This is a genomic window from Haloferax sp. Atlit-48N (assembly GCF_003383015.2).
GTDB classification, from domain to species: domain Archaea; phylum Halobacteriota; class Halobacteria; order Halobacteriales; family Haloferacaceae; genus Haloferax; species Haloferax volcanii.
On sequence record NZ_CP137689.1, the window covers coordinates 1,307,909 to 1,333,034 of the forward strand.

Sequence of the window (25,126 nt, forward strand, 5' to 3'; positions counted from 1 at the left end):
ATAATTATGCATGGTTGTCAAACTCTGTTCGCGGAGGTGGCTCGTCCGTCGGGACGCGAATCGCCATCTCCAGTCCGACGGCATCTGTCGGCGGGTCGCTCGGGAGCGTTGCGAGGGGGCGTCGGGCCGCGGCGGCGAGGACGAGCGCGTCGAGCACGTCGTCGCGGGCCACGTCGCGGCGGAGCGTCCGGTCCAGCGTCTCGCGGTAGGCGCGCTCGGCGTCGAACTCCCGGTCGTCGGTCGCGTCGGCTTCCGAACCGTCGTCGCTGTCGCCATCGCCGTCACCGTTCCGACCATCGCATCCGCCGAACGCCGTCCCGAGCACGTCGAGGCGGCGGGCGCGCCCCTCGGGCGTCGACTTCGGTTCCGGGAGGGGGTCGCCGGCGAACGCGGCGAACGCGAGTTCGGGATGGGATTCGAACACTCGGCTTCGGGCGCGCGGCGCCTCGCGGAGAACGGCGTCGGCCTCGCGAATCTTGGGCACGAGGTGCCACGCCTGAATCGAGAGGCCCGCCCCGGTCCGCTCGCGGTTCGCTGCGCTGGCCGCCTCGTGGGAATCGGCGTCGAGGACGGACCGAACGGGCGCGAAGAAGACGGTTGCGGCGCGGGAGCCGAGCCGCTCGCGGGCCGCCCGGTCGCACGCGCGGCGGTCGGATTCGGGCAGCCCGATGGGGATATCGACGAGCACCCGCCGGGCGTCTCGCTCGCGGGCGAGGTCCCAGACGGCGTCGAAGTCCGCGACGACTCGCACGCTGAGGCCGTCGCCGGCGACGGCGCACACCCAGCCGGCCCGACAGCCGTCGACGCCGACCGCGGGGGAAACGCATCGCTGTGGCACGGGCCGAGCTACGTCGTGGAGCGAGAGAAAAGCTCTGGGTTCAGGAGTCGAGCGCCACGGCCGACATCTGCCGACAGGAATCGCGGAGTTCGTTGAGCGTCACGTCGATGCTCGCGTCGAGCGAGACGAGCAGTTTCACGCCGTCTTCGAGCGGCACCCGGACGATGAGCGTGTTGTCGATGGCGAACGCGACGAGCTCCGGCCCGCCGATAGGCAGGTCTTCGAGCGGTTGGTCGATGGCCTCCTCGTTCGTGAGCGTCGCGACGAGCGTCTTGACGGTGTCCTCGTCGTAGCGGTCGAGAAGCGACTGCTCGAAGAAGCGAATCCGCGTCTGCACCGGCTCACACCACGCGACCGCTCGGAGTGCGTCCCCGTACGCCTCCTGTAACTCCGAGGTCAGTTCGGGCGCGGGAAACTCGCCGTCGTCGACGACGGTAATCTCGGCCTCCTGGTCGAGGGCGACCCGCTCGTAGGCGAGTTCACCGAGGTCCGTCAGCCCGTAGAGACGCCCTTTCTGTTGCGACTCGGGAACCAACAGTTCGACGATGCCCCGCTCCCGAAGTTCGGAGAGCGCCCGAGACACGTGCGGCTGTGCGAGGTCGGACTCCGCCGCGATTCGAGACGGCAGTCCCGACCCGTGCTCCGAGAGATATCGGCACACGGCCAGTCGGTACCGTGAGCTTGCGATATACCCCGCGGAATCCCACGTCTCGGTCATATACGAGACTCTCCGCTGGTCGTTTTCATCATGATTGACACGTCCCGCTTTGATATGCAATGGCAAGCGGGGTATATCTTTCGAGGGTCGGACAACGCTACTATATATGTACCATATACGGTCCGAGAACGGAACGTTCAGACACTCCCGAACCCCGAATGTGCCTCGACCGGAATGCACCGTCGGTTCGCAGCGCGCTGTTTGGCCCGCGGGTGACGCCGCCGTAACCGGCTACCTGCGCGGTTACCCGGTGACATGTATGTCCGCAAACACATATATCAGTTCGGTCTCGTACCAGGTAACGCAATGATAGTAGTACTCCGGACGACGGACCGCCGCACGACCGCCGACGCGACGGAGGTGCCGAGATGAGCGTCGCGCTCCAGTTCGCGTCCCCCGGCGCGGACATCGCGTTCCTCCTCGCGCGAGTCCTCTTCGGCGCGGTGCTCGCGTTCATGGGGCTCAACCACTTCCTGAACCTCGACCACATGACCGGCTACGCGGAGATGAAGGGCCTGCCGGCCCCCCGCCTCGGCGTCGTCGTCTCCGGCGGGATGCTCGTCTTCGGCGGCCTCGGAATCGCGCTCGGCGTCTTCCCCGCGCTCGCCGCCGGTGCCGTCGCCGTCTTCCTCATCGTGGGGACGCCGGTGTTCCACGACTTCTGGGCGGTCCCCGAGGACCAACGGGAGTCCGAGATGACCGGCTTCCTGAAGAACCTCGTCATGCTCGGCGGCGCGCTCGTCTTCCTCGCGCTCAGCGGAACGACGTGGTCTTACGCCATCGGCCTGACGCTGTTCTGACCGGGCCGAGCCGACGCCGTCCCACAGATTCATCGGCCTCCGAACCCACCACACACTCATTCGTGACCGACCCAAGACCGGATTCGACACGCCCTCGTCGCCCGCCGAATAGTCGACCACGCCCGCCCGCGGAGGTGAGTCGCTGATGGACGGCGCGCCCGACGCCTTCGGCTCCCCGTACCGCCTGCTTTCGGGAGCCGTCGTCCCGCGGCCCATCGCGTGGGTGAGCACCCGCGGCGACGACGCCGACAACCTCGCGCCGTACAGTTTCTCCACCGTCGCCAGCGTCGACCCACCGGTGCTCGTCTTCGCGCCGGTCGGCCGCGGGCCGTCGCTGAAGGACACGCCGCGAAACGCCATCTCGCGCGGCGAGTTCGTCGTCAACGTCGTCACCCGCGACCTCGTGGAAGCGATGAACGAGACCGCCGCGACGGTCCCGCCGGGCGTCGACGAGTTCGACCACGCCGGCATCGAGAAGGCCGAGGCCGTCCGCGTCGACGCCCCGCGCGTCGCCGACGCCAAAGTCGCCTTCGAGTGTACCCTCTACGACAGCATGGAGGTCGGCTCCTCGACGCTCGTCCTGGGGGAGGTCGTCCACGCGCACGTCGCCGACGAGGTGCTGACCGACGGCAAACTCGACACGAGGAAACTCGATACGGTCGGCCGCCTCGCGGGCAACGAGTACGCGACGACGGACGACCGGTTCGAACTCGTCCGCCCGGACTGACCTGTTCCGACGAACCCGCTCCGACGAACCCGCTCCGGCTGCCCGCCCGTTATCGTAAATTGATAATGGGGCGCGAAGCTTTATCGCGGGATACGGAGTCTTTCGAACCGATGAGCGACGTGTCGTTGTCGAGCGTGCTTTCGTTTCTCGATACTGATGACGCGGCAACCGTCGTCGAGCGGGTCCGTGCGGCCCGCGGGGAGCGGACGAAACGGAGCGACCGCGACGGGCGGACGTTCCTCTTTTCGGCCCCCGGAGACGAGTCGCAACCGACCGAAGTCGTCTGGATAGACGTGGAAGCCGCGTTCGACGCCCGGAGCGTCGAGACGTTCGCCGAGCGCTGCGCCGACCGCGGCATCGACGGGACGCTCCTGACGACCGGCGACGAGGAGCAGGCCATGGAGACGCTCGCCCTCGCGTTCGCGGCCGACGACCAACTCGACGAACCCGACGAGGACGGCGACCGAGCGCTCCTCGTCGACCCAGACGAGGTCGAACGCCCCATCGACCTCGTGGCGCTTCCCGACCTCGTAGACGCGCTCGAAGACGCCGACCTCGACGAGGACGTCATCGACGAGTATCACGAGCCACACGAACCGGAGTTCGAGGAGATTCTCGACGAGATAGACGCCGAGGAAGCCCGCGCCGCGGCGGAGGCGGACGAAGCCGAAAACGCCGGCTCCGGTCGGGCGCTCGCGCTCCTCGTCGCGGCCGTCGTCGTGGTGGCGGTCGTCGCCGCGCTCGTCCTGTTCGGCCCGTTCTGAGTGGCTCTGGCTCGGTTTCGAACTCACGCGCTCCCGTGTTCTCGGCCCGCCTCACCCGCGAGCGCGCCGCTTCGCGAGTCGCTCGATTCGGCGCAGCGCGACCGCACAGACCGCGGCGTACGGCCCCGCGAGCACGGGAACTTCGAACGAAACCGAACATCGTTCGGGACCGACCGGGTCGACGCGGTGCCCCGTCGCCGGTACGCCGGCCACGCGCCACGTCCACCGACGGGACTCGTCGTCGCACGTCTGGATGCTGAACGGGACCCAGACGCCGGCGACGCGGACCTCGCCGCGACTCCCCGCCTCGATTCCTCCGTCGACGCCGCGGACGCCCGACACGCTCGGTCCCCAGTCGGGCCAGTCTGCGACCGACACCAACACGTTCCACGCCGCCGCCGCGGGAGCCGAAATCCGCCGAGAGACGACCAGACGACGCCCGCCAGGCGTTCGCTCCACGCGCGTTCGGGTCCGACTCGACGCTCCCCTCATATCTCCTAGTATGCTAATAAGTCGTAATATAACACCGCCGAAATCTTTATCCACGAATCGTGGTAGCAACTACCAAGGCAACACATGAGCAACACAAGTGACCGCCCGAATGCGACGATGCGAGACGTCAGCCACACACCGCCCACAGGCGAGAGCGTCACGAACGTCTGGGAGCGAGGACACGAATCCGAGTCCACGGAATAAGCCGGGCAGAACCACTCGCACGACGACGAACAGCAACAAACCGACCGCATCGTAACGAACCGACTGCACCGTAACGAACCGACTAACCAACCAATCGGAGCGAATCCAGCTACTCAACCACGATACCGTCACCACGATACGACGACACACACACAACCGACCGACTGCATCGAACTCGACCGTCTCCCGCGGGAGAGGGAGACCGTGCCACCTTCCTGCGCACCGATTGCGACCGACCCGCGCCGGCCGTCCCGCCGGCGCGCACTCGATTTCCGACCGATTTTCACCGTGAGCCGCCGGAGCCGACGCCTATCGGGACGTTTAACCCCGAGTCCGACGGGCGTTCGAACATGAAGGCCACCGCCAAGGCCCACCCGATTCAGGGCCTCGTGAAGTATCACGGGATGCGAGACACGGAGCGCCGAATGCCGTACCACGACAGCATCAGCGTCTGCACGGCACCGAGCCACACGCAGACGACCGTCGAGTTCCGCCCCGACGCCGACGAGGACGTCTACGTCATCGGCGGCGAGGCAGTCGAGGGCCGCGGCGCGGAGCGCATCCAAGCCGTCGTCGACCGGGTCCGCGAGCTGGCCGGCTTCGACCACCGGGTCCGACTGGAAAGCGAGAACTCCTTCCCATCGAACATCGGCTTCGGGTCGTCGGCGTCCGGGTTCGCCGCGGCCGCGATGGCGCTTTCCGAGGCGGCCGACCTCGACATGACGCGCCCCGAAGTCTCGACTATCGCCCGCCGCGGGTCGGCGTCCGCCGCCCGCGCCGTCACGGGCGCGTTCTCGCACCTCTACTCGGGAATGAACGACACCGACTGCCGCTCCGAGCGCATCGAGACCGACCTCGAAGACGACCTGCGCATCGTCGCCGCGCACGTCCCCGCCTACAAGGAGACCGAGCAGGCCCACGCCGAGGCCGCCGACAGCCACATGTTCCAGGCGCGGATGGCCCACATCCACGCCCAGATAGACGACATGCGCGACGCGCTGTACGACGGCGACTTCGACGCCGCCTTCGAACTCGCGGAGCACGACTCGCTGTCGCTCGCGGCGACGACGATGACCGGCCCCGCCGGCTGGGTGTACTGGCAACCGCGCACCATCGCCGTCTTCAACGCCGTCCGCAGGCTCCGAAACGAGGAGGACGTGCCGGTCTACTTCTCGACCGACACCGGCGCGAGCGTCTACATCAACACGACCGAGGAGCACGTCGACCGCGTCGAGGAAGCCGTCGCGGACTGCGGCGTCGAGACCGACGTGTGGGGCGTCGGCGGCCCCGCCGAGGTGCTCGACGAGTCCGAGGCGCTGTTCTGAGCGCGCGGCCGACCGCCGCGTACCGCGCCCGCGACCGCCGTCACCCTCTTTTCTCTCGCGCCCGACGGAACAGCCATGCGTGTCCTGGTTCTCGGTGCCGGGTACGCGGGCCTCACGCTCGCCCGCGACCTCGAACGCCGACTCCCCGCCGACGCCGACCTGACCGTGGTGAACGACTCCCCGCACCACCTCGTCCAACACGAAGTCCACCGCGCGATTCGGCGGCCGGCGGTCGCCGACGCGATTCAGGTCCCCCTCGACGAGGCGCTCGACCGCGCCGAGGTCGTCGTCGACCGCGTGACCGGCGTCGACCGCGACGCGCGAACCGTCGAACTGGCCGCCGGCGACGCCCTCGGCTACGACTACTGCGCGGTCTGTCTGGGCGCGCAGACCGCCTACTACGGCATCCCCGGCCTCGAAGCCCACTCGGTCCCGCTGAAGCGCGTCGCGGACGCCGAAACCATCCGCACGCGCTTCTTCGACGACTGCGACGAGGGCGGCACCGTCGTCGTCGGCGGCGCGGGGCTGTCTGGCGTGCAGGTCGCGGGCGAACTCGCCGCGCTCCGCGACGAGGAGGGCGCGCACGCCGATATCGTCCTCGTCGAGCAACTGGACGCCGTCGCGCCGTCGTTCGACGCGTCGTTCCGGCGGGCGGTCCGCGACGAACTCCTCGACAGGGGCGTCGAGATTCGGACCGAGACGACCGTCGAGTCGGTGACGGACGCGACCGTCGAGGCGGACACCGGCGACATCGACTACGACCTGCTCGTCTGGACCGGCGGCATCGCCGGCGACGACGCGATGGGCGGCGAGCGCCCCGCCGTCAGGGCGGACCTCCGTCTCGACCGGCGGACGTTCGTCGTCGGGGACGCGGCCCGCGCGGTCGACGCCGACGGCGAGCCCGTGCCGGCGAGCGCCTCCGCGGCGCTCCGCGAGGCGAAGACCGTCGCCGGCAACATCGCCGCGCAGGTCGAGTTCGAGACCGGCGGCGACGAAGACGAGTTCGCCCCGCGGCCCGACCCGTATCGCTTCGAAGTCCCCGGCTGGATTGTCTCGGTCGGTGACGGCGCGGTCGCGCAGGTCGGCCCGAGCATCTTCCGCGGGAAGGCCGCGAAGGCCATGAAAGCCACCGTCGGGGCGGGCCATCTCACCTCGGTCGGCGCGATTTCGCGGGCGGTCGACCTCGTCGACGAGGAACTGCACGCCTGACGGGTCGGCGGCGGGCGACCCGCTCCCGCGGTCCGCCGGCCCGACCCTGAGAAGTTCTTTATCCGATGCCGGAGTATCTCCAGCTATCACCGACGATACCGGGAACGACCGAGACTGCGCCGGCGAGGCCGCGATTCGCGACGTGACCGCCGAGCGAGGCGCTCGATGAACTGGCAGCACAGCGTGTACGCCTACCCGATGGTGTTCGCGGCGGTCGTCGCCGCCATCCTCTCGGGCTACGCGCTCCAGTCCGTCCGCCGCCGGGGGCGGAACCCGACGGTCGTCTCGTTCGCCGTGCTGACGGCCGCCGTCGCCTTCTGGACCGCGACGACGGCGGTCAAGCTGTTTCTCGTCGCCCCCGGCGCGAAACTGCTCGCCTACAAGCTCCTCCACGTCGGTGCGATGACGGCCGCGCCGGCGTTTTTCGTCTTCGCCCTCGCGTACACCGACCGGCGGGAACTGCTCGACCGGCAGGTCGTCGCGGCGCTGTACGTCGTCCCCGCGGTGTTCCTCGTCGTCCTCTTTACCAACCCGCTGGAACTCGGCTACACCGGCTGGGAGCTGTCGGCCGTCGACGGTGGGGTGACGCTCTCCGTCACCGACGGCCCGGTGAGCGTGTTCGGCCTCGTCTACGCCTTCGTGCTCCTGTTTCTCGGGCTCGGCGTCATCGGCCAGTACGCCCTCGAACTCGACCGCCCCTACCGGACGCAGGCGACGCTCCTCCTCGTCGGGATGGTCGTGCCGTCGGTCGTCGCCGCGCTCGAACTCACCGACTCGCCGCCGCTCGCCGGCGGCGTCAACCTCATCCCCGCCTCGCTCGCGGTGCCCGCGGTGACGTTCGGCATCGCCGTCTACCGCTACAAGCTCCTCGACATCCTCCCGCTCGCCTACGCGGCCGCCGGCGCGCACTCGACCGACGGGCTCGTCGTCCTCGACGCCGACGAGGTCGTCGTCCACGTCAACGACCACGTCCGGCCCCTCTTGGGAGCCGACGACCCGCTCCTCGGTCGCCCGGCGAGTGAGGCTCTCCCGAACTACGACGACCTCGCCGGCGACCCCCCGACGTGCGACGCGCTCGTCGCGGGCGAGCGCTACGTCGAACTGACGCGCATCCCGCTGGACCGCGCCGGCGACCCGCTCGGGTGGGTGGTTTCGGTTCGGGACGTGACGCCGCGGAAACGCTACGAACTCGCCTTGGAGTCGAGAAACGACGAACTGGAGGTGCTCAACCGCATCGTCCGCCACGACATCCGAAACGATATGCAGCTCGTGACGGCGTACATCGACATCGTCCTCGACCACGAGCCGCTGTCCGACGAGGCGCGGTCGCAGTTGGAGACTGCGCTCCGGCGGGCGCTCAACACCGTGGACCTCACCGACGTGCTCGGACAGTTGATGCGCGCGACGAACGACGACGAGCGCCGCCGCGCCCTCGACGTCGGTGACGCGCTCCGCGAGGCCGTCGACGACGTGCGCGAGGGCTATCCGAACGCGGCCTTCACGGTCGATAGCCTCCCGCCGGCGACGGTGTTCGCCAACGACCTGCTCGACTCCGTGTTCGCGAACGTCCTGAAGAACGCGGTCGTCCACAGCGACCGCGACCGCCCGTCGATTGCCGTCTCGGGCGCGGCGGACGACGAGTGCGTCACCGTCCGCATCGCCGACGACGGCCCCGGCATCGCCGACGACCGGAAGTCGGTCGTCTTCGGGAAGGGCGCGAAGGGGCTGGGAAGCCCCGGCACCGGCACCGGCCTGTACCTCGTCGACACCATCGTCTCGAACTTCGGCGGCGCAGTCCACATCGAGGACAACGAACCGCGGGGAAGCGTCTTCGTCATCGAACTCCCGCTCGCGACCGTCGAGGCCGCGGACTGAGCCGCCCCGTTCGACTCGGGGACCGTCGCCGCCGCGGTCGGCGTCGCTCGTGGACGAGGTTTTATCGCCGCCGCTCCAAGAGAGCGTGTGGCACCGTTCGACGCGATTCTCTTCGACCTCGACAACACGCTCTGTACGAACGACCAGAGCGGCGAGACCATCTACGCCGGCGCGTTCGACGCCGCCGGTCTCGACCGCTTCGGCGAGCCGTCGGACCTCTGGGCCGCCCTCGACGGCCCGCCGGACCACGACGACCACGAGGGCTACCTCGCCGACGGCTTCGAGCGCGTCGCGGCCAAACACGACCGCGAGGGGGTCGACGTTCGGGCGCTGGCCCGCGGATTCGTCGAGACGGTCGACCACTCGGCGGTCTCGTTTCGCCCCGGTGCCGAGGCCGCGCTCGCCGCCGCCCGCGACCACGCGTCGGTCGGCCTCGTCACCAACGGTCCCGAGCGGCGGCAGGCCGTCAAACTCGACGCGCTCGGCATCGCCGACGCGTTCGACGCGGTCGTCTTCGCGGGCGACATGCCGCGGCGAAAGCCCCACCCCGACCCGTTCGACCGGGCGCTTTCCGACCTCGACGCCGAGGCGAACGCGAGCCTCCACGTCGGCGACTCGCTGGAGTTCGACGTGGACGGAGCCCACCGCGCCGGTCTCGACGCCGCGTGGTGCCCGGTCGAGACGGGCGACGAAGGCGACCCGGACCCGACCTCGTACGCCCCGGCGTACGTCCTCCGGTCGCTCACCGAGTTCTCGACGATTCTCGACGGCGGGCCGTGACTCGGCTCCCGCGGCGTCGCCGTCGCCATCGCCATCGCCATCGGCCGCCGCGAGCCGTCCGCTGGACCTTTGTTCGCGTCACCCGTAGAGTGGTTCCATGAACCCCGTCGAGGGCGTGCTCGCCCGCGAGTTCCCCGAGCGACGCGTCGCGGCGACGGCTCGCGTTCCGAACGGGAACCACAAGCAAACCGCGGTCGCGACGTTCGCCGACGGCGGGGAAGTCGTCGTCCAGACGGCGGCCGACGCCGCGGCGCTGGCCGTCGAAGCCGCCCTCTCGCGGGCGGTCCGCGAGCGCACGTCGATTCCGGTCCCCCGCGTCCTCGCGTCGGGCGCGCTCGACGGGGCCGGCTACGTCGTCACGGAGCGCGCCGCCGGCGACGAACTCCACGAGCGGTTCGTCTCGCTCGATGCGACGGCCCAGCGGCGGGTCGCCCGGTCGTTCGGCGTCGGCCTCGGCCAGCTCCACGAACAGTTCACTTTCGACGGCTACGGTCGGCTTGCGGGCTCTCCTCGCGGCGGACAGCGAGCCGACGGTGGCGAAGCGACCGCGGGCGGAGCCGGGTTCGAATCGGAACCGGCGACCAACCGCGGATTCGACGCCGCGAGCGCCGACGACAGCGATTGGGAGGCGTGGTTCTCCGCCTACGCCCGCGAGGGAATCGCCGCGCTCCCGGCCGCGTTCGACGGGTGTCGAAAGCGGTTAGCGGACGCCGTCGCGGCCGCGTCGCTCCCCGCGAACCCGCCGGCGCGGCTCTATCCGTGGGACTTCAGACCGGGGAACGCGCTCGTCGAGGACGACCGGGTCTCGGCCGTCCTCGACTGGGGACAGCCGATGGCCGCCGCGCCGGGACTCGCCGTCGCCAAAGTCGAACACCTCGTCGCTGACTGGTACGTCGAAGACGGCGCGCCGCTCCGCCGGGCGTTCCGCGCGGGCTACGAGTCGGTCCGGCCGCTCCCGCCGGTCCCGCGCGCCTATCGGGTCGCCGCCGTCGTCCACTCGGCCGTCGATTCGGCGGGCGAGGTGACCCGCCCCGGCTACCCCGAGCGAACCGGCGCGGCCGCGGTCGACTTCCACCGAGCGCGACTCGACGCGTGGTTGTGAGTCGTGGGGGGAGTGGCGTCGACCGGGACGAACCGCCCCGTCGACGGCGCGCTGTGACCGTCGCGGCGACACGAACTACTAATTCGGAGTGCGTGGTATAGGCACGCATGGTACGAGAAGACGGCAAGCGAAACTTCGTCCTCGTCGAGGACGGCGAGGAGACGAGCGTGTTCAGCGGAACGTATCCCCGGCAGGCGGCGCTGAAGGCCGCCCGCCGGCTCCATCCCGCACCCAGCCCCGACGACATCGACGGGAAGGCGACACTCAGGCTCCGCGAGCGCGGCACCGACCGCGTCCACATCTACGAGGGTTGGGCGTGGACCGAGGAGAAAGACGACGACGCCCCCGAGTGGATGGACGACCACGTCACCCGGGCGAACGTCTCGAAGCAGGGCATCGAACATCTCGAAGCGTAAGCCGGGGGTTCGGCGGGGCCGGTGGACCCCGGCTTCGGTTTTTCGGGCTGTTTCGGTTTTTCGGGCGTTTCGGACGTGCGTCGCGCACGCGCTCCGACGGCTCAGTCGCCGGCCTGCGCCGCCTCGCCGTGACCGCCGTGGCCGTCATCACCAACTGACTCCGAGCGGTGGAGCCAGTAGAGGACGCCGAACAGGCCGGTCGCGAACACGTTCAACACGAGTTTGTAGTCGGCCTCGATGCTCACCTCCGCGATTTGGACGCTCTCGGGGGCCGGGATGAGCCCCGCGCCGAGGAAGACGAAGTGGATGACGACGCCCGTCAGGACCGCCGCCACGAATATCATCCCCGAGAGGACGGCCGCGAACGTCGTCCCGTAGTACTCGCGGTAGGCGTCCACGATGGGCGGGACGATGAGGTCGGCGTAGATGTAGCTCAGGACGCTCCCGAACGGCAGGCCGTTCGAAAACAGCACCGCCCCGAACGGGACGTTCCCGACCGAGCAGACGAAGGTGGCGACGCCGATGACGGCCCCGAGGACCGCGGTCCAGAAGACGTACACCGGGAGCCCGAACGTCGGCCCCGAGAACACCGAGGTCCACACCGCGTCGGGGATGAAGCCGGCGATGAGGCCGGCGAAGACGAAGCCGATGGCGATTTCGTCCCAGAGCATCCCCCACTCCTTCCACTGCTTGTCGGCCAGCGCCTTCCACCCCGACAGCGACGTGGCCCGCTCGCGAACCGTCGTGTTGGCCTCCTCGGGGTCGAAGCTCTCCTTGCACGACTTCGAGCAGAAGTAGAACGTCCGGCCGTCGCGTTCGACGCTGTACTCCGTCTCGTCGGGGTCGACTTCCATCCCGCAGACGGGGTCGCGGACGGTCTCGCTTCCCTCGTCTTGGACGTTCCGTCGGGCCTGTTCGACCACCTCGTCGGGCACGAGGTAGACGAAGCCGAACGCCATCAGCCCGATGAGGATGAACCCGCCGAGGATGTCGGCCACGAGGAACTGCCAGCCGAGCAGAATCCAGATGACCGCGCCGATTTCGATGACGAGGTTGGTCGAGGCGAACATGAACGCCCCGAGGGTCGCCGCCGCGGAGCCGCCTTTCTTAAAGAGGTTCTTCGCGGTGGCGATGGCGCTGTACGAACACGACGAGGAGACGAAGCCGAACAGCGAGCCGTAGCCGATTTCGCGCGGGCCGTGGCCCTCCAGTAGCTCCGAGACCTCCTCACCCGAGGTCCACGCCTCCACGCCGCCGGCGATGGCGAAGCCGACGACGAGCGCCCACCACGTCACCCACGCCATGGCCGCGGTGGTCGAAAGCGCCTCTCGGGCGCTCTCGACGAGGAACGTTCCCAGCGGTTGTGTGGTCGTGAACACGCCGAGTCCGACCGTCGCGGCTGCGATGACCGCGAGTATCGCGTATTCGCTCCGGTCCATGTGATTGAGTATGAGGGGAGCCGTACCTAACTGGGTTGTGCCTAGCAGAATCGGGGCTCCGGCGCGACGCGAGTTCTGATTGTGAACTCCGACGGGGCGGAGAGTTCAGAACGTGAGCCGTCGCGTTCGGCTCGCGCCGTCGGAGCGACCGAGCGTCACCGGCTCGAAACTCGTTCGGGCGTCAAAGTCCCGTAGGAGGCGTAATACGGCCCGTCTCTCGGGGTACCCAGAAAGTTAACTTCGAGTAGCACCTCCGTTTCTCCCGTGACTATCACTACGGAGATCGTTATTCGTTCGTCTGCGCTGCCGTTCGTCCGTCTCGCGAAATCGGTTCCGTCGAACCAGATCGAATGCGTACACGGCCTCTGCCACGAGGGGAACTCTCGGGTGTTCATGCTCTACGTCGACCCCGACGCGGACATCTCCGAACCCGACCTGTTGGCCTTCGACGAGGTCGTCGCCGTCGACGCGCTCGGGCGCGCGAGCGGTAAGGACGTCTTCCAAACCACCATCGAACTGGACGACGTCGTCTCGGAAGCGTTCGCCCCCGAGCGGTTCACCGCGACCCAGGTGGAACGGACGGTCGTCACGCCCGACGGCTGGTACGAAAAGAAGCTCTTTCAGAACTACAACGCGTTCAACGGGATGCGAACCCGCTGCGAGGAGTACGGTATCTCCATCGAGCTGATTTCTATCACGCAGAACCCCCGGGAACGCGACGAGTCGTCGCAGTACGGACTGACCGAGCGACAACAGGAGGCGCTGACGCTCGCCATCTCCCGCGGCTACTACGAGAGCCCGCGGCAGGTCTCGACCGAGGAACTCGCCGAGGAGATGGGTATCTCGCAACCCTCCATGTCGAGTCTCCTCCGCCGCGGCGAGCGCCAGCTTCTCACCTCCGCGCTCGGCTCGCAGTCGCAGGTCAACACGGTCAGCAGATAGCGGCGGACCCCAGCTTCGTGTTCCGATGGCCGTGACCCCGAACCGGCGGCAGTATTTAAACACCCATTCCAGATAGCATCGAAACCAAGTCATACGACACCCAACTGAGAGGTGAGACAACCATGGATATCACCGAAGGCTGTGCGAACCCGTCCGTCGAAGGACCCGAGGAGTACTTCACGGGAGACGCCCGAATTGACCCCCTGTTCGACTCTCAGGGCGAGGCCCGCGCGGCGGCCGCGAGCGTCACGTTCGAGCCGGGCGCTCGCACCGCGTGGCACACGCACCCCCTCGGACAGCGACTGGTCGTGACGAGCGGGTGCGGCCTCGTGCAGCGCGAAGGCGGAGAGATTAAACAGATTCGCGCGGGCGACGTTGTCTGGTTCCCCCCGGGCGAGAAACACTGGCACGGCGCGACGCCGGACAACGCGATGACCCACATCGCCATCCAAGAAGAGCAGGACGGCGAGGCCGTCACCTGGTTAGAACACGTCACCGACGAGGAGTACGGCCCGGCGTCGGAGTAACCCGTCTGCCGACGGTACCGAACGCGGTCCAGCCCGAATCCGCCACCCCGACTCGTTTGCGACGCGGTCGTTACCTCGGAGCGGCGCGGTGACCGCACGGGCGGCGGTCGACACGCGTTAGTACTTAAATATACTTTGCAGATAGCGCCGAGTTCAGGGGGGCTCTACGCCTCCATTGAGATACGACTCGACCATGAAAGCAGTACGCATTCACGAGTACGGTAGCCCAGACGTACTTCGGTACGAAGACGTAGACGAGCCGGAACCCGCCGCCGACGAAGTGCGCGTTCGGGTACGCGCCGCCGGCGTGAACCCGGTCGACTGGATGACGCGGAAAGGCCTCGTCGAGCGAGACGAACTCCCGTGGACGGTCGGCTGGGACGCCGCCGGCGTCGTCGACGCCGTCGGCTCCGACGTGAGCGACCTGGAGGTCGGCGACGAAGTGTTCGGTCTCGTCGAGTTCGAGTACGGCGGCGGCACGTACGCAGAGGCCGTCACCGCGCCGGAAGACGAGCTCGTGCGAAAACCGGCGTCGCTCAGCTTCGAGGAAGCGGCCGGCGTCCCGATGGCCGCGCTGACCGCGTGGCAGGCGCTGGACGCGATTGACGTGGACGCCGGCGACCGCGTTCTCATCCACGCCGCGGCCGGCGGCGTCGGTCACTTCGCCGTCCAGTTCGCACGGGAGCGTGGCCTCCACGTCATCGGCACCGCCTCGGGGTCGAACGAGGAGTACCTCCGAGAGCTCGGCGTCGACGAGTTCGTCAACTACCGCGAACAGCGCTTCGAAGAGGTGCTCGAGCCGGTCGACGGAGTGATCGACGGCGTCGGCGGAGAGACCTTCGACCGGTCCCTCGAAATCTTGAACGAAGGCGGTATCATCGACAAGCTCCCGAGTCCGCCGACCGACGAGCAACAGGAACTGGCGGACGAACAGGGCGTCGAAGCGATAATGACGAACGTCCGCTGGAACGGCGAGTGGTTCGAAGACATCACCGAGCTACTCGCAGACGGCACCGTCTCGGTGACGCTCGACACGGTGTTGCCGCTCTCCGAAGCGCGGGAGGCCCACCGGCTGAGCGAGGCGAAACACGCCCGCGGGAAGATTATCCTCACGCCCGGCGACGACGAGTCCGCATCGAACTAATCGTCGCATTCCACGTCGCCCGGCGTCGGCTCGGACGCCCACCGACACACGGTGGGCGGTGAGCCTCTGCGAGAACGGCCGCGACCGGTCATGGGGCGGCGTTCACCGCTTTCTGACATCGGCTGACCAGTTAAACGGGCTTTTCGTACAGCACTACGCTCAAGAGAGCGACCGACGTTATTCTAGCCGATGGCGACGAGACCAATCCGACCCACTGAAACGAGCGCCGGCCGTTGTCGCGAGGCGAGCACCGCACGCGAACAGCGACCGAGGGGGACGAGCGCCCGCCGTTCTCGGCTCCGCCGCCGTGGGACTGACGGGGGGGTTCGCCGATGACCGCGTGGGACGTGGCCGAACTGCGCGAAATCGCGGCCTCCAACGACCTGTACGTCGCGCCGTTCCGCGAGGACGGCGAGACGTACGGCACGCCGACCCGAGTCTGGTCCGTTCGGGTCGACGACGACCTGTTCGTGCGCGCGTACAACGGCCAGGACTCCAGTTGGTACCAGGCCGCAGTCCGAGAGAACGCGGGGCGAATCGAAGTCAACGACGAGGCCAAGGAAGTCGCCTTCGAGGCGGTCGACGGACCGATAAACGACCACATCGACGACGCCTACCGAGAGAAGTACGAGGGGAGTTCGTATCTGAGCGCGATGATTGGCGACCGCGCGCGCTCGGCCACGGTCAGAGTCGTTCCGCGGGAAGCCAGCGACTGACCGTCGCCTCCCTCGGTCGCAGTGCGATGTGCCCCCGTCGGCGAGGTGCTCGACGCTCCCCGCGTGGCGGGAGCGTGTGAAGAGCTTCGAAGCGCGTTACCGTTTTCGTTCGCTTCCCGATTCAAATCCTTCGGCTCAGATTTAGCTCGTCACTTCGTTCCTCGAAAAATCATGGGCGCTACAGGATTTGAACCCGTGGCAACTTGGTCCGAAGCCAAGCACTCTGTCCAGACTGAGCTAAGCGCCCTACATGACTTCGTCTGTCGTGGACTGTTTTAAATGGATTGATTCGGGGCGGCGACTCCGCGCGATTTATACGCGGTCTCCGAACAGTACGTGGTATGTCTCTCGGAACGCGGGCACGCGGGTTCGCGGAACTCACCCGGCCGGGAAACGCGGTCGCCGCGGGCGTCCTCACGTTCACCGGGGCGTTCGTCGCCGGGGCGTCACCGAGCGACGCGCTCGTCGTCGTCGCGGCGATGCTCGCAACCGTGTTCGCCACGGGCGCGGGCAACGCCATCAACGACTACTTCGACCGCGATATCGACCGCATCAATCGCCCGGACCGGCCGATTCCCCGCGGCGCGGTGACCGCGCCCGAGGCCAAGTGGTTCAGCGTCGCGCTGTTCGGCGGCGCGGTCGTCTCGGCGCTCGTCCTCCCGGTCGTCGCCATCGCCATCGCCGTGGTCAACCTCGTCGCGCTCCTCGCGTACACGGAGTTCTTCAAGGGTCTCCCGGGCGTCGGCAACGTCGTCGTCGCCGCGCTCACCGGCTCAACGTTCCTGTTCGGCGGCGCGGCCATCGGCGAACCGTTGGGCGCGGCCGTCCTCTGTGTGCTCGCCGCGCTGGCGACGCTGACCCGCGAAATCGTCAAAGACGTCGAGGACATCGGCGGCGACAGAGAAGAGGGGCTTCGGACACTCCCCATCGTCGTCGGCGAGGCGGCGTCGCTGTGGCTCGGCGCGGTCGTCCTCGTGGTCGCCGTCGGCGCGAGCGCGGTGCCGTTCGTCCGGGGGGAGTTCGGACTGGCGTACCTCGGCGTGGTCGTCCCCGCCGACGCGCTCATGCTCGCCGCCACCGCGCAGTCGTTCGGTAATCCGGCCGCGGCCCAGCGCCGACTCAAACACGGGATGTTCTTGGCGGCGTTCGCGTTCATCCTCGGACGGGCGACGGCGCCAGCGGGAAGTCTCTTATAAGTGATCCTGGACGGACAATCGGCAAGTTCCCGGAGAACGCCCCGACGAGCCGGAACTGTTCGATCCTCCAATCAAAAAGAATATTACCGGCTCACTGTATCATCGTACTATCCGATGACCCCCGGCGAGCGGAAGCGTCACGCGAGCGCGTTCCTCGGAGTCGACGACATCGAGCCGAGGTACCTGTATGTATAATCTGGGCGCTGATCTCGACGTCGAGGTCGAACCGGGCACGAACCTCCTCCTCGTCGGACCGGCGTTGACCGGCAAGCGTTCGCTGGCGCTCGACATCCTCGCGGAGGGGACCCGGAGCGGTGAAGGGGCGGTCATCGTCACGACCAAAGACGGCGCGGACCGCATCCTCAACGACTTCGGCAAGCGACTCGACTACGAGGGCAAGCCCGTCGCGGTCGTCGACTGCGTCACGAAACAGCAGGGCGTCGGCGAGGTCCGCGACGACGACCGAATCCGGTACACGTCGTCGCCGGTCGACATGACCGGAATCGGAATCAAGCTCTCGGAAATCCTCCAGGAGTACTACCAGGACCGCGGGCTGCCGGAGAACCGCATCATGCTCCACTCGCTTTCGACGCTGCTGATGTACGCCGACCTCCAGACCGTCTTTCGGTTTCTGCACGTGTTCACCGGCCGCATCCAGAGCGTGGGCGGCCTCGGCGTGTTCACCATCGACGCCGACGCTCACGACGACCGGACGATGAACACCATCAAACAGCTGTTCGACGGCATCATCACGACCCACGAGGACGCGCCGCCGGACATCCGCATCGCGGACCACTAGCCGGTTCGGCGCGCGCGCCGGACTGGGGACTGGGACGGCGGCCGCGCCGCACAGCCGCCTGACGTTTTTATCCGCAGACGGCCACGTCGTAGGTATGCCCATCACCAGCGACGACGACATCCGCGCGCTGTTCGACGCCGAGACCATCGCGGTCGTCGGCTGTTCGGCCACGGCCGGCAAGCCCGCCCACGACATCCCGGCGTACATGCAGCGCCACGGCTACCGCGTCGTCCCGGTCAACCCCTTCCACGACGAAATCCTCGGCGAGACGGCGTACGACTCGCTGGCCGACGTGGACGAAGACGTCGACCTCGTGGACGTGTTCCGACCGTCCGAGGAGGCGGGCGACATCGTCGACGCCGCAATCGAGCGCGCCGCCGACCGCGGCGACGTGGAGGCGGTCTGGCTCCAACTCGGCATCCGCGACGACGACGCGGCCGCCCGCGCCGAGGAAGCTGGACTCTCGTTCGTTCAGGACAAGTGCTTCAAGGTCGAGCACTCGCGGCTCGCCTGAGCGCCCGCTGAACCGGCGATTCGACCGGAGTCAGCTTCTGGCCGGCCTGTTCTACCCTTCCCACGACTCGAAGTCGCCGTAGACGCCCTTCGAGAGATATCGCTCCGAGGAGTCGGGGAAGACCGTGACGACGGCGTCGTGCGGGAGGTCGAGGTCGCCGGCGGCGGCGCGCTCGGCCACGTCGATGGCGGCCAGCGAGTTGGCGGCGGCGCTCGACGCGACGAGGTGGCCTTCCTCGGCGGCGAGGCGCTGCATCTCGTCGTGAGTGTCGCGGTCGGCGATTTGGACGATTTCGTCCACCAACTCGGGGTCGAACAGCTCGTTCGTCGCGGGGTCGTGCGTGCCGATGCCCTCGGTCTTGTACGACGCCTCCGCCACGTCGCGGCCGTGGAGCCGGGCGTAGAGCGACCCCTCGGGTTCGACGGCGGTGACGAACGTGTCTTCGTTGCGCTCGCGGCCGTAGCGCGCCATCCCCATCAGCGTGCCCGCGGTACCGCAGCCGGCGACGAGCGCGCCGACCTCGCCGTCGAGCGCGTCGTACACCTCGGGCGCGGTCGTCTCGTAGTGCGCCTCGGGGTTGAGCGGGTTGGAGAACTGCTGGGGGACGACGGCGTCGTCGAGTTCGTCGGCGAGCTTGTGGGCGCGGTCGATAGCGCCGCCCATCCCGTCTTCGGTGGGCGTGTTCACCACGTCGGCTCCGAGCGCGCGCATGAGCGTCTGTTTTTCGACGCTGAACCGCTCGGGGACGACGAACACCGCGCGGATGCCGAGCTGTCCGGCCGCGACGGCGAAGCCGATGCCGGTGTTGCCGGCGGTCGGCTCGACGATGGTGCCGCCATCGGGGAGTTCGCCGGATTCGAGCATCCGTTCGAGCATGTACTTCCCGATGCGGTCTTTGACGCTCGCGCCCGGATTGAACGATTCGAGCTTCGCGTAGACGGGCACTTCGTCGGGCGACGCGTGGACCCTGACGAGCGGCGTCTCCCCGACGGTGTCGAGCACCGAGTCGAAGGGTTCGCGGTGCGTGGTCATACGCGGGCAAAAGTTGCCCCTGACCCTGAACGTTTTCATCCCGTTGTCTCCCCTTCGTCGGAGGTCGGTGCGTGGGTGAGTCGAGCCGAGTCGGTCGAGCACAGTCGTCTCTCGGGGACTCCGAGACGAGGCTAGGGCTGGGTGCGAAACCGACAGAAAACGGGGAGCGTCGGAGAGTCGGCGTGCTTACGCGTCGTCGGTGGTGGCGTCACTCGACGCGTCGGCATCGGCGTCGGCGGTCTCGTCGCCGGCCGCGTCGTCCTCGGCCTCGGAGATGTGCGCCTGCGCGATGGCGGCGTCGAGGTCGACGCCCTGTTCCTCCGCGATGGCTTCGAGAATCGCCCGCTGTTCGGCGTTCTCGGCTTCGAGCCGGTCGACGCGCGACTTCGTCTCGTTGACCGTCTCGCGGACCTCTACGACCTGCTCGCGCAGTTCGTTGAGCTTCTTGTACACGTCTTCGGCCATCTCTGCGACCTTCTGGAGCTTCTTCGCGGTGCCTCCGAGTGCCATGTGTCGCCTCTCGGACTCGGGGCTTGTACGACTTCCGGTGCGGTGTCGCGAGAAAACCGGCCACGAACACCGAGAGCGGGTGGAGACACCGGGTCTCAGCCGAGTTCGTTCGGGTCCACCCGGTCGACGACGACCCGGAGGCCGACGAGCGCGACGACGCCGACGAAGACGAGCCCCGCGACGGCGGCTCTCGCGCCGACGCCCGCGGTCCCGAGCGCCAGTCGCGCGGCCGTGTTCGCGGGGTTCAGCGGCAGCAACGACGTGCCCGCGAAGACGAGGAGCACGCCGATGGAGTACAGGAGCTGTGCGACCCGACGGTCGGGCGACGTAATCGCCACCGCCGCGCCGAGGGTGACGACGACGGCCGAGAGCCCGGCGACCATGCCGAACAGCCAGGGCACGCTCTCGATGGCCGTCCCGTTCAGGTGGAGGAGCAGCATCCACGCGACGGCCTGCACCGGAGCCAGTCCGCCGGCCGCGAGGAGCTTCCCGTCCACGACGGCCGCGAAGCTCACGGGCGCGACTCGGAGGAGTTCGAGCGTCCCGCGGGCGACCTCCTCCGTGAGCGAGTCGACCACCAGCGACCCCGAGATGAACACGGGCAGGAACAACAACAGCGGGACGAGCACGGTGTAGGTGAAGCCGAAGTACGGGCTCGACTCCGCCGCCGGCGGGAGGGAAAGCGGGTCCGTTTCGAGGAACGCGCGCCGTTCCGCGCGCTCGGTGCGCTCCAGTTCGCGGAGCGCGTCGCGGAGGCGGGTGACGACCGCCGTCGTCTCCACGCCCGTGTCGGGCGCGACCGCCGCGACCCGTATCCTGCCGTCCTCTCCCGCGGACGCCTCTAAGACGGCATCGACCTCCCGCTCGTGGAACGCCGTCATCGCGGCCGACGTGGAGGCGTACGGTCGCCCGCTGAGCCCGTCTTCGGTCCCGACGGCGCGAAGCAGGTCCTCGACGGCCTCCTCGTCGCCCGCGACGGCCACGTCCACCTGATAGCTCGCCGCGCCGGGGTCGTACAGCGAGACGAGGCCGACGACGAGGAACGACGAGAACGCCGCGACGAACAGCTGGATAGCCAGCGCCAGCACGATGGTTTTTTCCTTACGGAGACTGCCGAGTTCGCGCCGGGCGATGGCGAGTCGCGGGCTACCCAAGGGCGTTCACCACCTGAAGGTTGTAGCCGAGGTGAATGGCGATTGCACCCACGAGCGCGACGCCGTAGGCCGAGCGCCCCCGACTCGCCCCGAAGGCGGTCACGCTGGCGGTCACCGCGTGGAGCACGAGCGGCGCGAGGAACAGCCCGAGGACGACGAGGGCGCTCACGCCGGTGCCGCCGGCGATGCCGACGCCGGAGGGCGCGAAGGCGGTCTGGCCGAGCGTGAGCGACTGCAACCCGGCGAGTTGAGCGATGGCGGTGAACTTCTCGCCGACGAAGAAGCCGAGGCCGGAGAGCCCGCCGAGGACGAGCGACGACCGGAGCGTCCGCGAAAAGCGCGCCTTCTCGAAGGCGGCGAGGACGTGGAGGCTCTTTGCCAACTCCTCGATGACCGCGACCGCGACGAGCACCATCGGGACGGTCAGGTCCACCGGGAGGACGAACAGCACGGCGATGGCCAGCAGTTCCGCGATGAAGACGAACGGAATCGACAGCGCCGACAGGGTCGCAACCGAGCGCGCCCGCGAGATGCGACTGTCGAGCGCGTCGAGGAACTTCAGCGGGACCGGTCGCTGGGTGAACATGTCCTCCTCGCGGTAGACGCCGACGCCGAGGAGGAACAACACGGCCGCGGCGAGGAGAATCGGCCCGACGGAAAACAGGAACTCGCCGAGCGGAATCGACTCGCCCGCGAGGTCGCGCACGACGAGCGTCAGCGGCGAGATGAGCGCGATGGGCGTGACGTTCGTGAAGATGGCCGGGACGAACGTGTACGTCGTCAGGAACACCGACACCGTCACCGTGACGAACGTGAGTTCCTTGAACGACCGGGCGAACATCGCGCCGACGAACGTCGACGCGAGGAACAGGAGGCCGACGGGGACGACCGCGGCCACCGAGACGACGCCGCCGCCGACCGCCGCCGCGATGGCGACGGTTATCGCGACCGTCCCGAGCAGGTACGGGAGCGTCTTGCCGGCGACGATGTCGCCCGGCGAGATGGGCGCGACGAGGAGCAGTTCGCCGCGGCGGTTGATGCGCTCGTTGAGGACGCTCGACCCGTAGGCCTGAATCACGAAGTTCATCGGCACGAGGAAGGCGAAGGCGAGGACGAGCGAGGCGAACGGGAACGGCGGGCTGATGCTCGCCGGCGACCCGCTGGTGTCGCCGCCGAAGAGGCCCGCCATCCCGCCGAGCGACGGGGCGTCGACGCTGCCGTCGTCGGCCGCCGCGGCGTCGGACGCGTCCGGGCCGCCGCCGGCTGTCCCGCCCGCACCGTCACCGGCACCGGACGCGCCGCTCCCGGCTCCGGTTCCGGCGTCGGCTCCGCCGCCGTCACCGGTTCCGGCTCCACCACCACCCCCGCCCGCGCCGCCGTCGACGCGGCTTCCGGCCGGGACGAGCGCGTCGCGCTCGCGGTACTGGAGGTCCACGACGACCGGGAACGCGGCCGACCGGTTCTCCTCGCGGGCCATCTGTCGTTCGTTGTACGACCGGACCGCGTCGCGGAACGCGGCGTAGGCGGCCCGGCCGGTCTGCGTGTCGACGACCGAGACGTGCGTCTCGCTGACGACGAGTTCGACGTTCGGGTCCGAGACGGGCCGCGGGTCGAGCGTGGATGACTGGTCGACGGCGTCGTAGTAGGGGCTGTCGCCGGCGATGCCGACGCGGTAGAGGTCGCGGTCGAGCGCGACCCCGCCGCCCGCCGCCCCGGCCGCGATGCCGCCGGCGACGAGGACGGCGACGAGACCGATTGCGGCGGTCCGGCGGTCGAGCGTCCCCGCCGAGCGCGACACCTCCCAGCGGGCGATGCGGAGGATAGTCCGGGCGTGCGCGACGAGTCGGGTTCGGAGGTCGGTCACGACTGCCCGCGACCTCCGGCGACGCGCTGTTCGCGCTCGTCGTCGGCGTACTCGCGCTCGCCGTCAGCGGCCCGCCCGCGGCCGCCCTCGGCTTCGCTCGTCGTCGGTGCCTCGCGGGCGAGGCGGAGGAAGATGTCCTCCAGCGACGCCTCGTCGGTTCGGATGTCGGCGACGCGGCCGCCGGCGGCCTCGGCGCGTTCGCGGAGCGACTCGACGGCCGACATCTCGTCGACGACGGCGACGTGGCGCTCCTCACCGTCGATTTCGTCGTCGGCGGGCAGGGTCTCCGCGAGCGGGACGGTCGTGAACACGCGGTAGGTCGTCTCGCCGTGTTCCGCGCGAATCTCGGGGACCGTCCCGCGGGCGATGATTTCCCCGCGGTTCATGATGACCACGCGGTCGCAGATGGACTCGACGTGAAAGAGGTTGTGCGCGCTGAAGACGACGGTCTTGTCCTCGTCGCGGAGTTCGCGGACGAACTCCAAGACGACGTTCGTCGTCAGCGGGTCGAGGCCGCTGGCCGGTTCGTCGTAGATGAGCAGGTCGGGGTCGTTGACGAGCGACCGGGCGATGGCGACCTTGCGCTTCATCCCCTTCGACATGTCCCCGAGTCGGCGGTCGCGGTATTCGAGGTCGAGGCGGTCGAGCACCGCGCCGGTGCGCTCGTCGGCCACGTCGCGGGGCACGTCGTAGAGGTCGGCGAAGAATCGGAGATACGACCGCGCAGTCATGTCCTCGTACAGCGGCGACTCCTCGGGGAGAAAGCCGAGTTTGCGCCGCATCGCCGGCTCCTCGGGGTCGTATCCGAGCACCGACGCCGACCCGCCGGTCGGTTCGACGAGTCCGGCGAGCATCTTCAGCGTCGTCGTCTTCCCCGCGCCGTTGGGGCCGACGATGCCGAACACCTCGCCCGACTCGACCGAGAAGTCGCTTCCCACGACGGCGGGGAAGTCGCCGTAGGTCTTCCGGAGGTTCTCGACCGTAATCATTGAGAGAGTTTCACGCGGGACGGCATAAAAAGCGTTCGCGCAGGGTTTCAGGATTGATAGCCTTCCCCTTCGCGGGGCAACAGTTTCGCCGCCCCGCGGCCGGGAGTGAACGAATGCCCGCGCCGCCGAGAACCGACGCTCGTCGACTTAGTCGTACTCGTAGAAGCCCTTGCCCGTCTTCTTGCCGAGGTCGCCCGCCGCGACCTTGCGCTTGAGCAGGTACGCCGGTTTGTAGCGGTCTCCGAGCTCCTCGAACAGCGTCTCGGAGGCGTCCAGACAGATGTCGAGGCCGATGTGGTCCGCGAGGGTGAGCGGCCCCATCGGGACGTTCGTGCCGAGGGTCATGCCGCGGTCGATGTCCTCCTTCGAGGCGACGCCCTCGTCGTAGGCGCGGATGCCCTCGTTGAGCCACGGCATGAGGATGCGGTTGGTGACGAAGCCGGGCTTGTCGTCGGACTCCCACGTCTCCTTGCCGAGGGCCTCCGAAAAGTCGTGGGCGAACGCGACGACGTCGTCGCCGGTCTTCTCGCCGCGGACGACCTCGACGCCCTTCATAATCGGCACGGGGTTCATGAAGTGGAGGCCGACGACGAGTTCGGGGCGCTCGGTCGCGGCCGCGATGGTGGTGATGGAGAGCGTGCTGGTGTTCGTCGCCAGCACGACGCCCTCGGGGACGATGTCGTCGAGGTCGGCAAAGATGTCGCGTTTTACGTCCATGTTCTCGACGGCCGCCTCGACCACGAGGTCGCAGTCCCCGAGGTCCGCGAGCTCGGTCGTCCCCGCGACGCGCGCCTTCGCGGCGTCGGCCTCGTCCGAGGTCAGTTTCTCCTTCGAGACGAACCGCGAGAGGCTGTCGTCGATGGCTGACAGGCCGCGCTCGACGTACTCGGGTTCGAGGTCGCGCATGACCACGTCGTAGCCGGCCATCGCGGCCACCTGCGCGATGCCGTTGCCCATCGTTCCCGCGCCGACGACGCCCACCGTGTCGATATCTTCGGTATCGTACATATCGGGGTCTGCGCGAGGGAGGGTGGTAAAACTTGCCGATGC

At 68.5% G+C, this 25,126-nt stretch carries 26 protein-coding genes and 1 tRNA gene; 16 read left to right on the top strand and 11 right to left on the bottom strand.

From position 1 onward, the window contains the following. Window positions 1–4 precede the first annotated feature (4 nt). Window positions 5–838, bottom strand: a complete 834-nt coding sequence (locus tag DEQ67_RS07135) for a DUF429 domain-containing protein (protein ID WP_115859937.1) — start codon at window positions 836–838, stop codon at window positions 5–7. A 40-nt stretch (window positions 839–878) separates the two neighbouring features. Continuing rightward, window positions 879–1,556: a winged helix-turn-helix domain-containing protein gene (locus DEQ67_RS07140; protein ID WP_115802555.1), complete on the bottom strand. Its 678-nt coding sequence runs from the start codon at window positions 1,554–1,556 to the stop codon at window positions 879–881. A gap of 368 nt (window positions 1,557–1,924) precedes the next feature. Here DEQ67_RS07140 and DEQ67_RS07145 point away from each other — a divergent pair, with 368 nt between their 5' ends. The 3 genes from DEQ67_RS07145 to DEQ67_RS07155 all read left to right on the top strand — a co-directional run bounded on the left by DEQ67_RS07145 (window position 1,925) and on the right by DEQ67_RS07155 (window position 3,847). Beyond that, on the top strand, window positions 1,925–2,356 hold the full coding sequence (locus DEQ67_RS07145) for a DoxX family protein (RefSeq protein ID WP_004043530.1): 432 nt from the start codon (window positions 1,925–1,927) through the stop codon (window positions 2,354–2,356). A gap of 145 nt (window positions 2,357–2,501) precedes the next feature. Beyond that, entirely contained in the window at window positions 2,502–3,083 is a 582-nt protein-coding gene (locus tag DEQ67_RS07150; RefSeq protein WP_115859936.1) for a flavin reductase family protein, read from the top strand. 110 nt (window positions 3,084–3,193) lie between these two features. Continuing rightward, on the top strand, window positions 3,194–3,847 hold the full coding sequence (locus DEQ67_RS07155; protein ID WP_115802557.1) for a hypothetical protein: 654 nt from the start codon (window positions 3,194–3,196) through the stop codon (window positions 3,845–3,847). Window positions 3,848–3,898: 51 nt separating this feature from the next. Here the strand turns inward: DEQ67_RS07155 and DEQ67_RS07160 are convergent, their stop codons facing one another. Next, window positions 3,899–4,339, bottom strand: coding sequence for an SRPBCC family protein (locus DEQ67_RS07160; protein WP_115859934.1), 441 nt, complete (start codon window positions 4,337–4,339; stop codon window positions 3,899–3,901). Window positions 4,340–4,893: 554 nt separating this feature from the next. Here DEQ67_RS07160 and mvaD point away from each other — a divergent pair. The 6 genes from mvaD (at window position 4,894) to DEQ67_RS07190 (ending at window position 11,250) form a co-directional block, all read left to right on the top strand. Then, window positions 4,894–5,868, top strand: a complete 975-nt coding sequence (gene mvaD, locus DEQ67_RS07165) for a phosphomevalonate decarboxylase MvaD (protein WP_006600310.1) — start codon at window positions 4,894–4,896, stop codon at window positions 5,866–5,868. A gap of 75 nt (window positions 5,869–5,943) precedes the next feature. After that, the gene (locus DEQ67_RS07170; protein ID WP_115802559.1) at window positions 5,944–7,077 is read left to right on the top strand and encodes an NAD(P)/FAD-dependent oxidoreductase; all 1,134 of its coding nucleotides are present in this window, start codon (window positions 5,944–5,946) and stop codon (window positions 7,075–7,077) included. A gap of 165 nt (window positions 7,078–7,242) precedes the next feature. Further along, the gene (locus DEQ67_RS07175) at window positions 7,243–8,952 is read left to right on the top strand and encodes a histidine kinase N-terminal 7TM domain-containing protein (RefSeq protein ID WP_115891257.1); all 1,710 of its coding nucleotides are present in this window, start codon (window positions 7,243–7,245) and stop codon (window positions 8,950–8,952) included. 87 nt (window positions 8,953–9,039) lie between these two features. Further along, window positions 9,040–9,732, top strand: a complete 693-nt coding sequence (locus DEQ67_RS07180; protein WP_004063412.1) for an HAD family hydrolase — start codon at window positions 9,040–9,042, stop codon at window positions 9,730–9,732. A 97-nt stretch (window positions 9,733–9,829) separates the two neighbouring features. After that, window positions 9,830–10,834: a phosphotransferase family protein gene (locus tag DEQ67_RS07185; RefSeq protein WP_115891256.1), complete on the top strand. Its 1,005-nt coding sequence runs from the start codon at window positions 9,830–9,832 to the stop codon at window positions 10,832–10,834. Window positions 10,835–10,941: 107 nt separating this feature from the next. Then, window positions 10,942–11,250, top strand: coding sequence for a non-histone chromosomal MC1 family protein (locus DEQ67_RS07190; RefSeq protein WP_004063400.1), 309 nt, complete (start codon window positions 10,942–10,944; stop codon window positions 11,248–11,250). Between the two features lie 101 nt (window positions 11,251–11,351). Here the strand turns inward: DEQ67_RS07190 and DEQ67_RS07195 are convergent, their stop codons facing one another. After that, entirely contained in the window at window positions 11,352–12,689 is a 1,338-nt protein-coding gene (locus DEQ67_RS07195) for a permease (protein WP_004043519.1), read from the bottom strand. A 264-nt stretch (window positions 12,690–12,953) separates the two neighbouring features. Between DEQ67_RS07195 and DEQ67_RS07200 the strand changes: the two genes are divergently transcribed. The 4 genes from DEQ67_RS07200 to DEQ67_RS07215 all read left to right on the top strand — a co-directional run bounded on the left by DEQ67_RS07200 (window position 12,954) and on the right by DEQ67_RS07215 (window position 16,018). Continuing rightward, on the top strand, window positions 12,954–13,631 hold the full coding sequence (locus DEQ67_RS07200) for a helix-turn-helix domain-containing protein (protein WP_115859927.1): 678 nt from the start codon (window positions 12,954–12,956) through the stop codon (window positions 13,629–13,631). Between the two features lie 122 nt (window positions 13,632–13,753). Continuing rightward, window positions 13,754–14,158 (top strand): (R)-mandelonitrile lyase, encoded by a 405-nt coding sequence (locus DEQ67_RS07205; RefSeq protein ID WP_115859925.1) that lies wholly within the window; start codon window positions 13,754–13,756, stop codon window positions 14,156–14,158. Between the two features lie 193 nt (window positions 14,159–14,351). Beyond that, window positions 14,352–15,302, top strand: coding sequence for an NADP-dependent oxidoreductase (locus DEQ67_RS07210; protein ID WP_115891255.1), 951 nt, complete (start codon window positions 14,352–14,354; stop codon window positions 15,300–15,302). A 332-nt stretch (window positions 15,303–15,634) separates the two neighbouring features. Further along, on the top strand, window positions 15,635–16,018 hold the full coding sequence (locus DEQ67_RS07215) for a DUF2255 family protein (protein ID WP_115859921.1): 384 nt from the start codon (window positions 15,635–15,637) through the stop codon (window positions 16,016–16,018). 172 nt (window positions 16,019–16,190) lie between these two features. Here the strand turns inward: DEQ67_RS07215 and DEQ67_RS07220 are convergent. After that, window positions 16,191–16,265 (bottom strand) — tRNA-Arg (locus tag DEQ67_RS07220). A gap of 94 nt (window positions 16,266–16,359) precedes the next feature. Here DEQ67_RS07220 and DEQ67_RS07225 point away from each other — a divergent pair. The 3 genes from DEQ67_RS07225 to DEQ67_RS07235 all read left to right on the top strand — a co-directional run bounded on the left by DEQ67_RS07225 (window position 16,360) and on the right by DEQ67_RS07235 (window position 18,527). After that, entirely contained in the window at window positions 16,360–17,214 is an 855-nt protein-coding gene (locus tag DEQ67_RS07225; RefSeq protein WP_115802563.1) for a geranylgeranylglycerol-phosphate geranylgeranyltransferase, read from the top strand. Window positions 17,215–17,401: 187 nt separating this feature from the next. Beyond that, complete coding sequence (locus DEQ67_RS07230) at window positions 17,402–18,013, top strand: RAD55 family ATPase (protein WP_004043498.1); 612 nt, start codon at window positions 17,402–17,404, stop codon at window positions 18,011–18,013. 94 nt (window positions 18,014–18,107) lie between these two features. After that, a complete protein-coding gene (locus DEQ67_RS07235) occupies window positions 18,108–18,527 on the top strand; it encodes a CoA-binding protein (RefSeq protein WP_004043497.1) in 420 nt (139 codons plus the stop codon). A 51-nt stretch (window positions 18,528–18,578) separates the two neighbouring features. On the opposite strand, the gene DEQ67_RS07240 is transcribed toward DEQ67_RS07235, so the two are convergent. From DEQ67_RS07240 to DEQ67_RS07265, 6 genes are all read right to left on the bottom strand, one after another. Beyond that, the gene (locus tag DEQ67_RS07240) at window positions 18,579–19,559 is read right to left on the bottom strand and encodes a PLP-dependent cysteine synthase family protein (protein WP_115802564.1); all 981 of its coding nucleotides are present in this window, start codon (window positions 19,557–19,559) and stop codon (window positions 18,579–18,581) included. A 186-nt stretch (window positions 19,560–19,745) separates the two neighbouring features. Continuing rightward, the gene (locus tag DEQ67_RS07245; RefSeq protein WP_004043495.1) at window positions 19,746–20,069 is read right to left on the bottom strand and encodes a DUF5798 family protein; all 324 of its coding nucleotides are present in this window, start codon (window positions 20,067–20,069) and stop codon (window positions 19,746–19,748) included. Between the two features lie 95 nt (window positions 20,070–20,164). Next, window positions 20,165–21,223 carry an ABC transporter permease gene (locus DEQ67_RS07250; protein ID WP_004063391.1) on the bottom strand — a complete coding sequence of 353 codons (1,059 nt, stop codon included), beginning with the start codon at window positions 21,221–21,223 and terminating at the stop codon, window positions 20,165–20,167. Then, on the bottom strand, window positions 21,216–23,087 hold the full coding sequence (locus DEQ67_RS07255) for an ABC transporter permease (protein WP_115802565.1): 1,872 nt from the start codon (window positions 23,085–23,087) through the stop codon (window positions 21,216–21,218). Before DEQ67_RS07255 ends, DEQ67_RS07250 begins: the two co-directional genes overlap by 8 nt. After that, a complete protein-coding gene (locus DEQ67_RS07260) occupies window positions 23,084–24,076 on the bottom strand; it encodes an ABC transporter ATP-binding protein (protein ID WP_115802566.1) in 993 nt (330 codons plus the stop codon). The genes DEQ67_RS07255 and DEQ67_RS07260 overlap by 4 nt, the downstream gene beginning before the upstream one ends. A gap of 147 nt (window positions 24,077–24,223) precedes the next feature. Beyond that, window positions 24,224–25,084 carry a 3-hydroxyacyl-CoA dehydrogenase family protein gene (locus tag DEQ67_RS07265; RefSeq protein ID WP_115859919.1) on the bottom strand — a complete coding sequence of 287 codons (861 nt, stop codon included), beginning with the start codon at window positions 25,082–25,084 and terminating at the stop codon, window positions 24,224–24,226. Window positions 25,085–25,126: the final 42 nt, after the last annotated feature.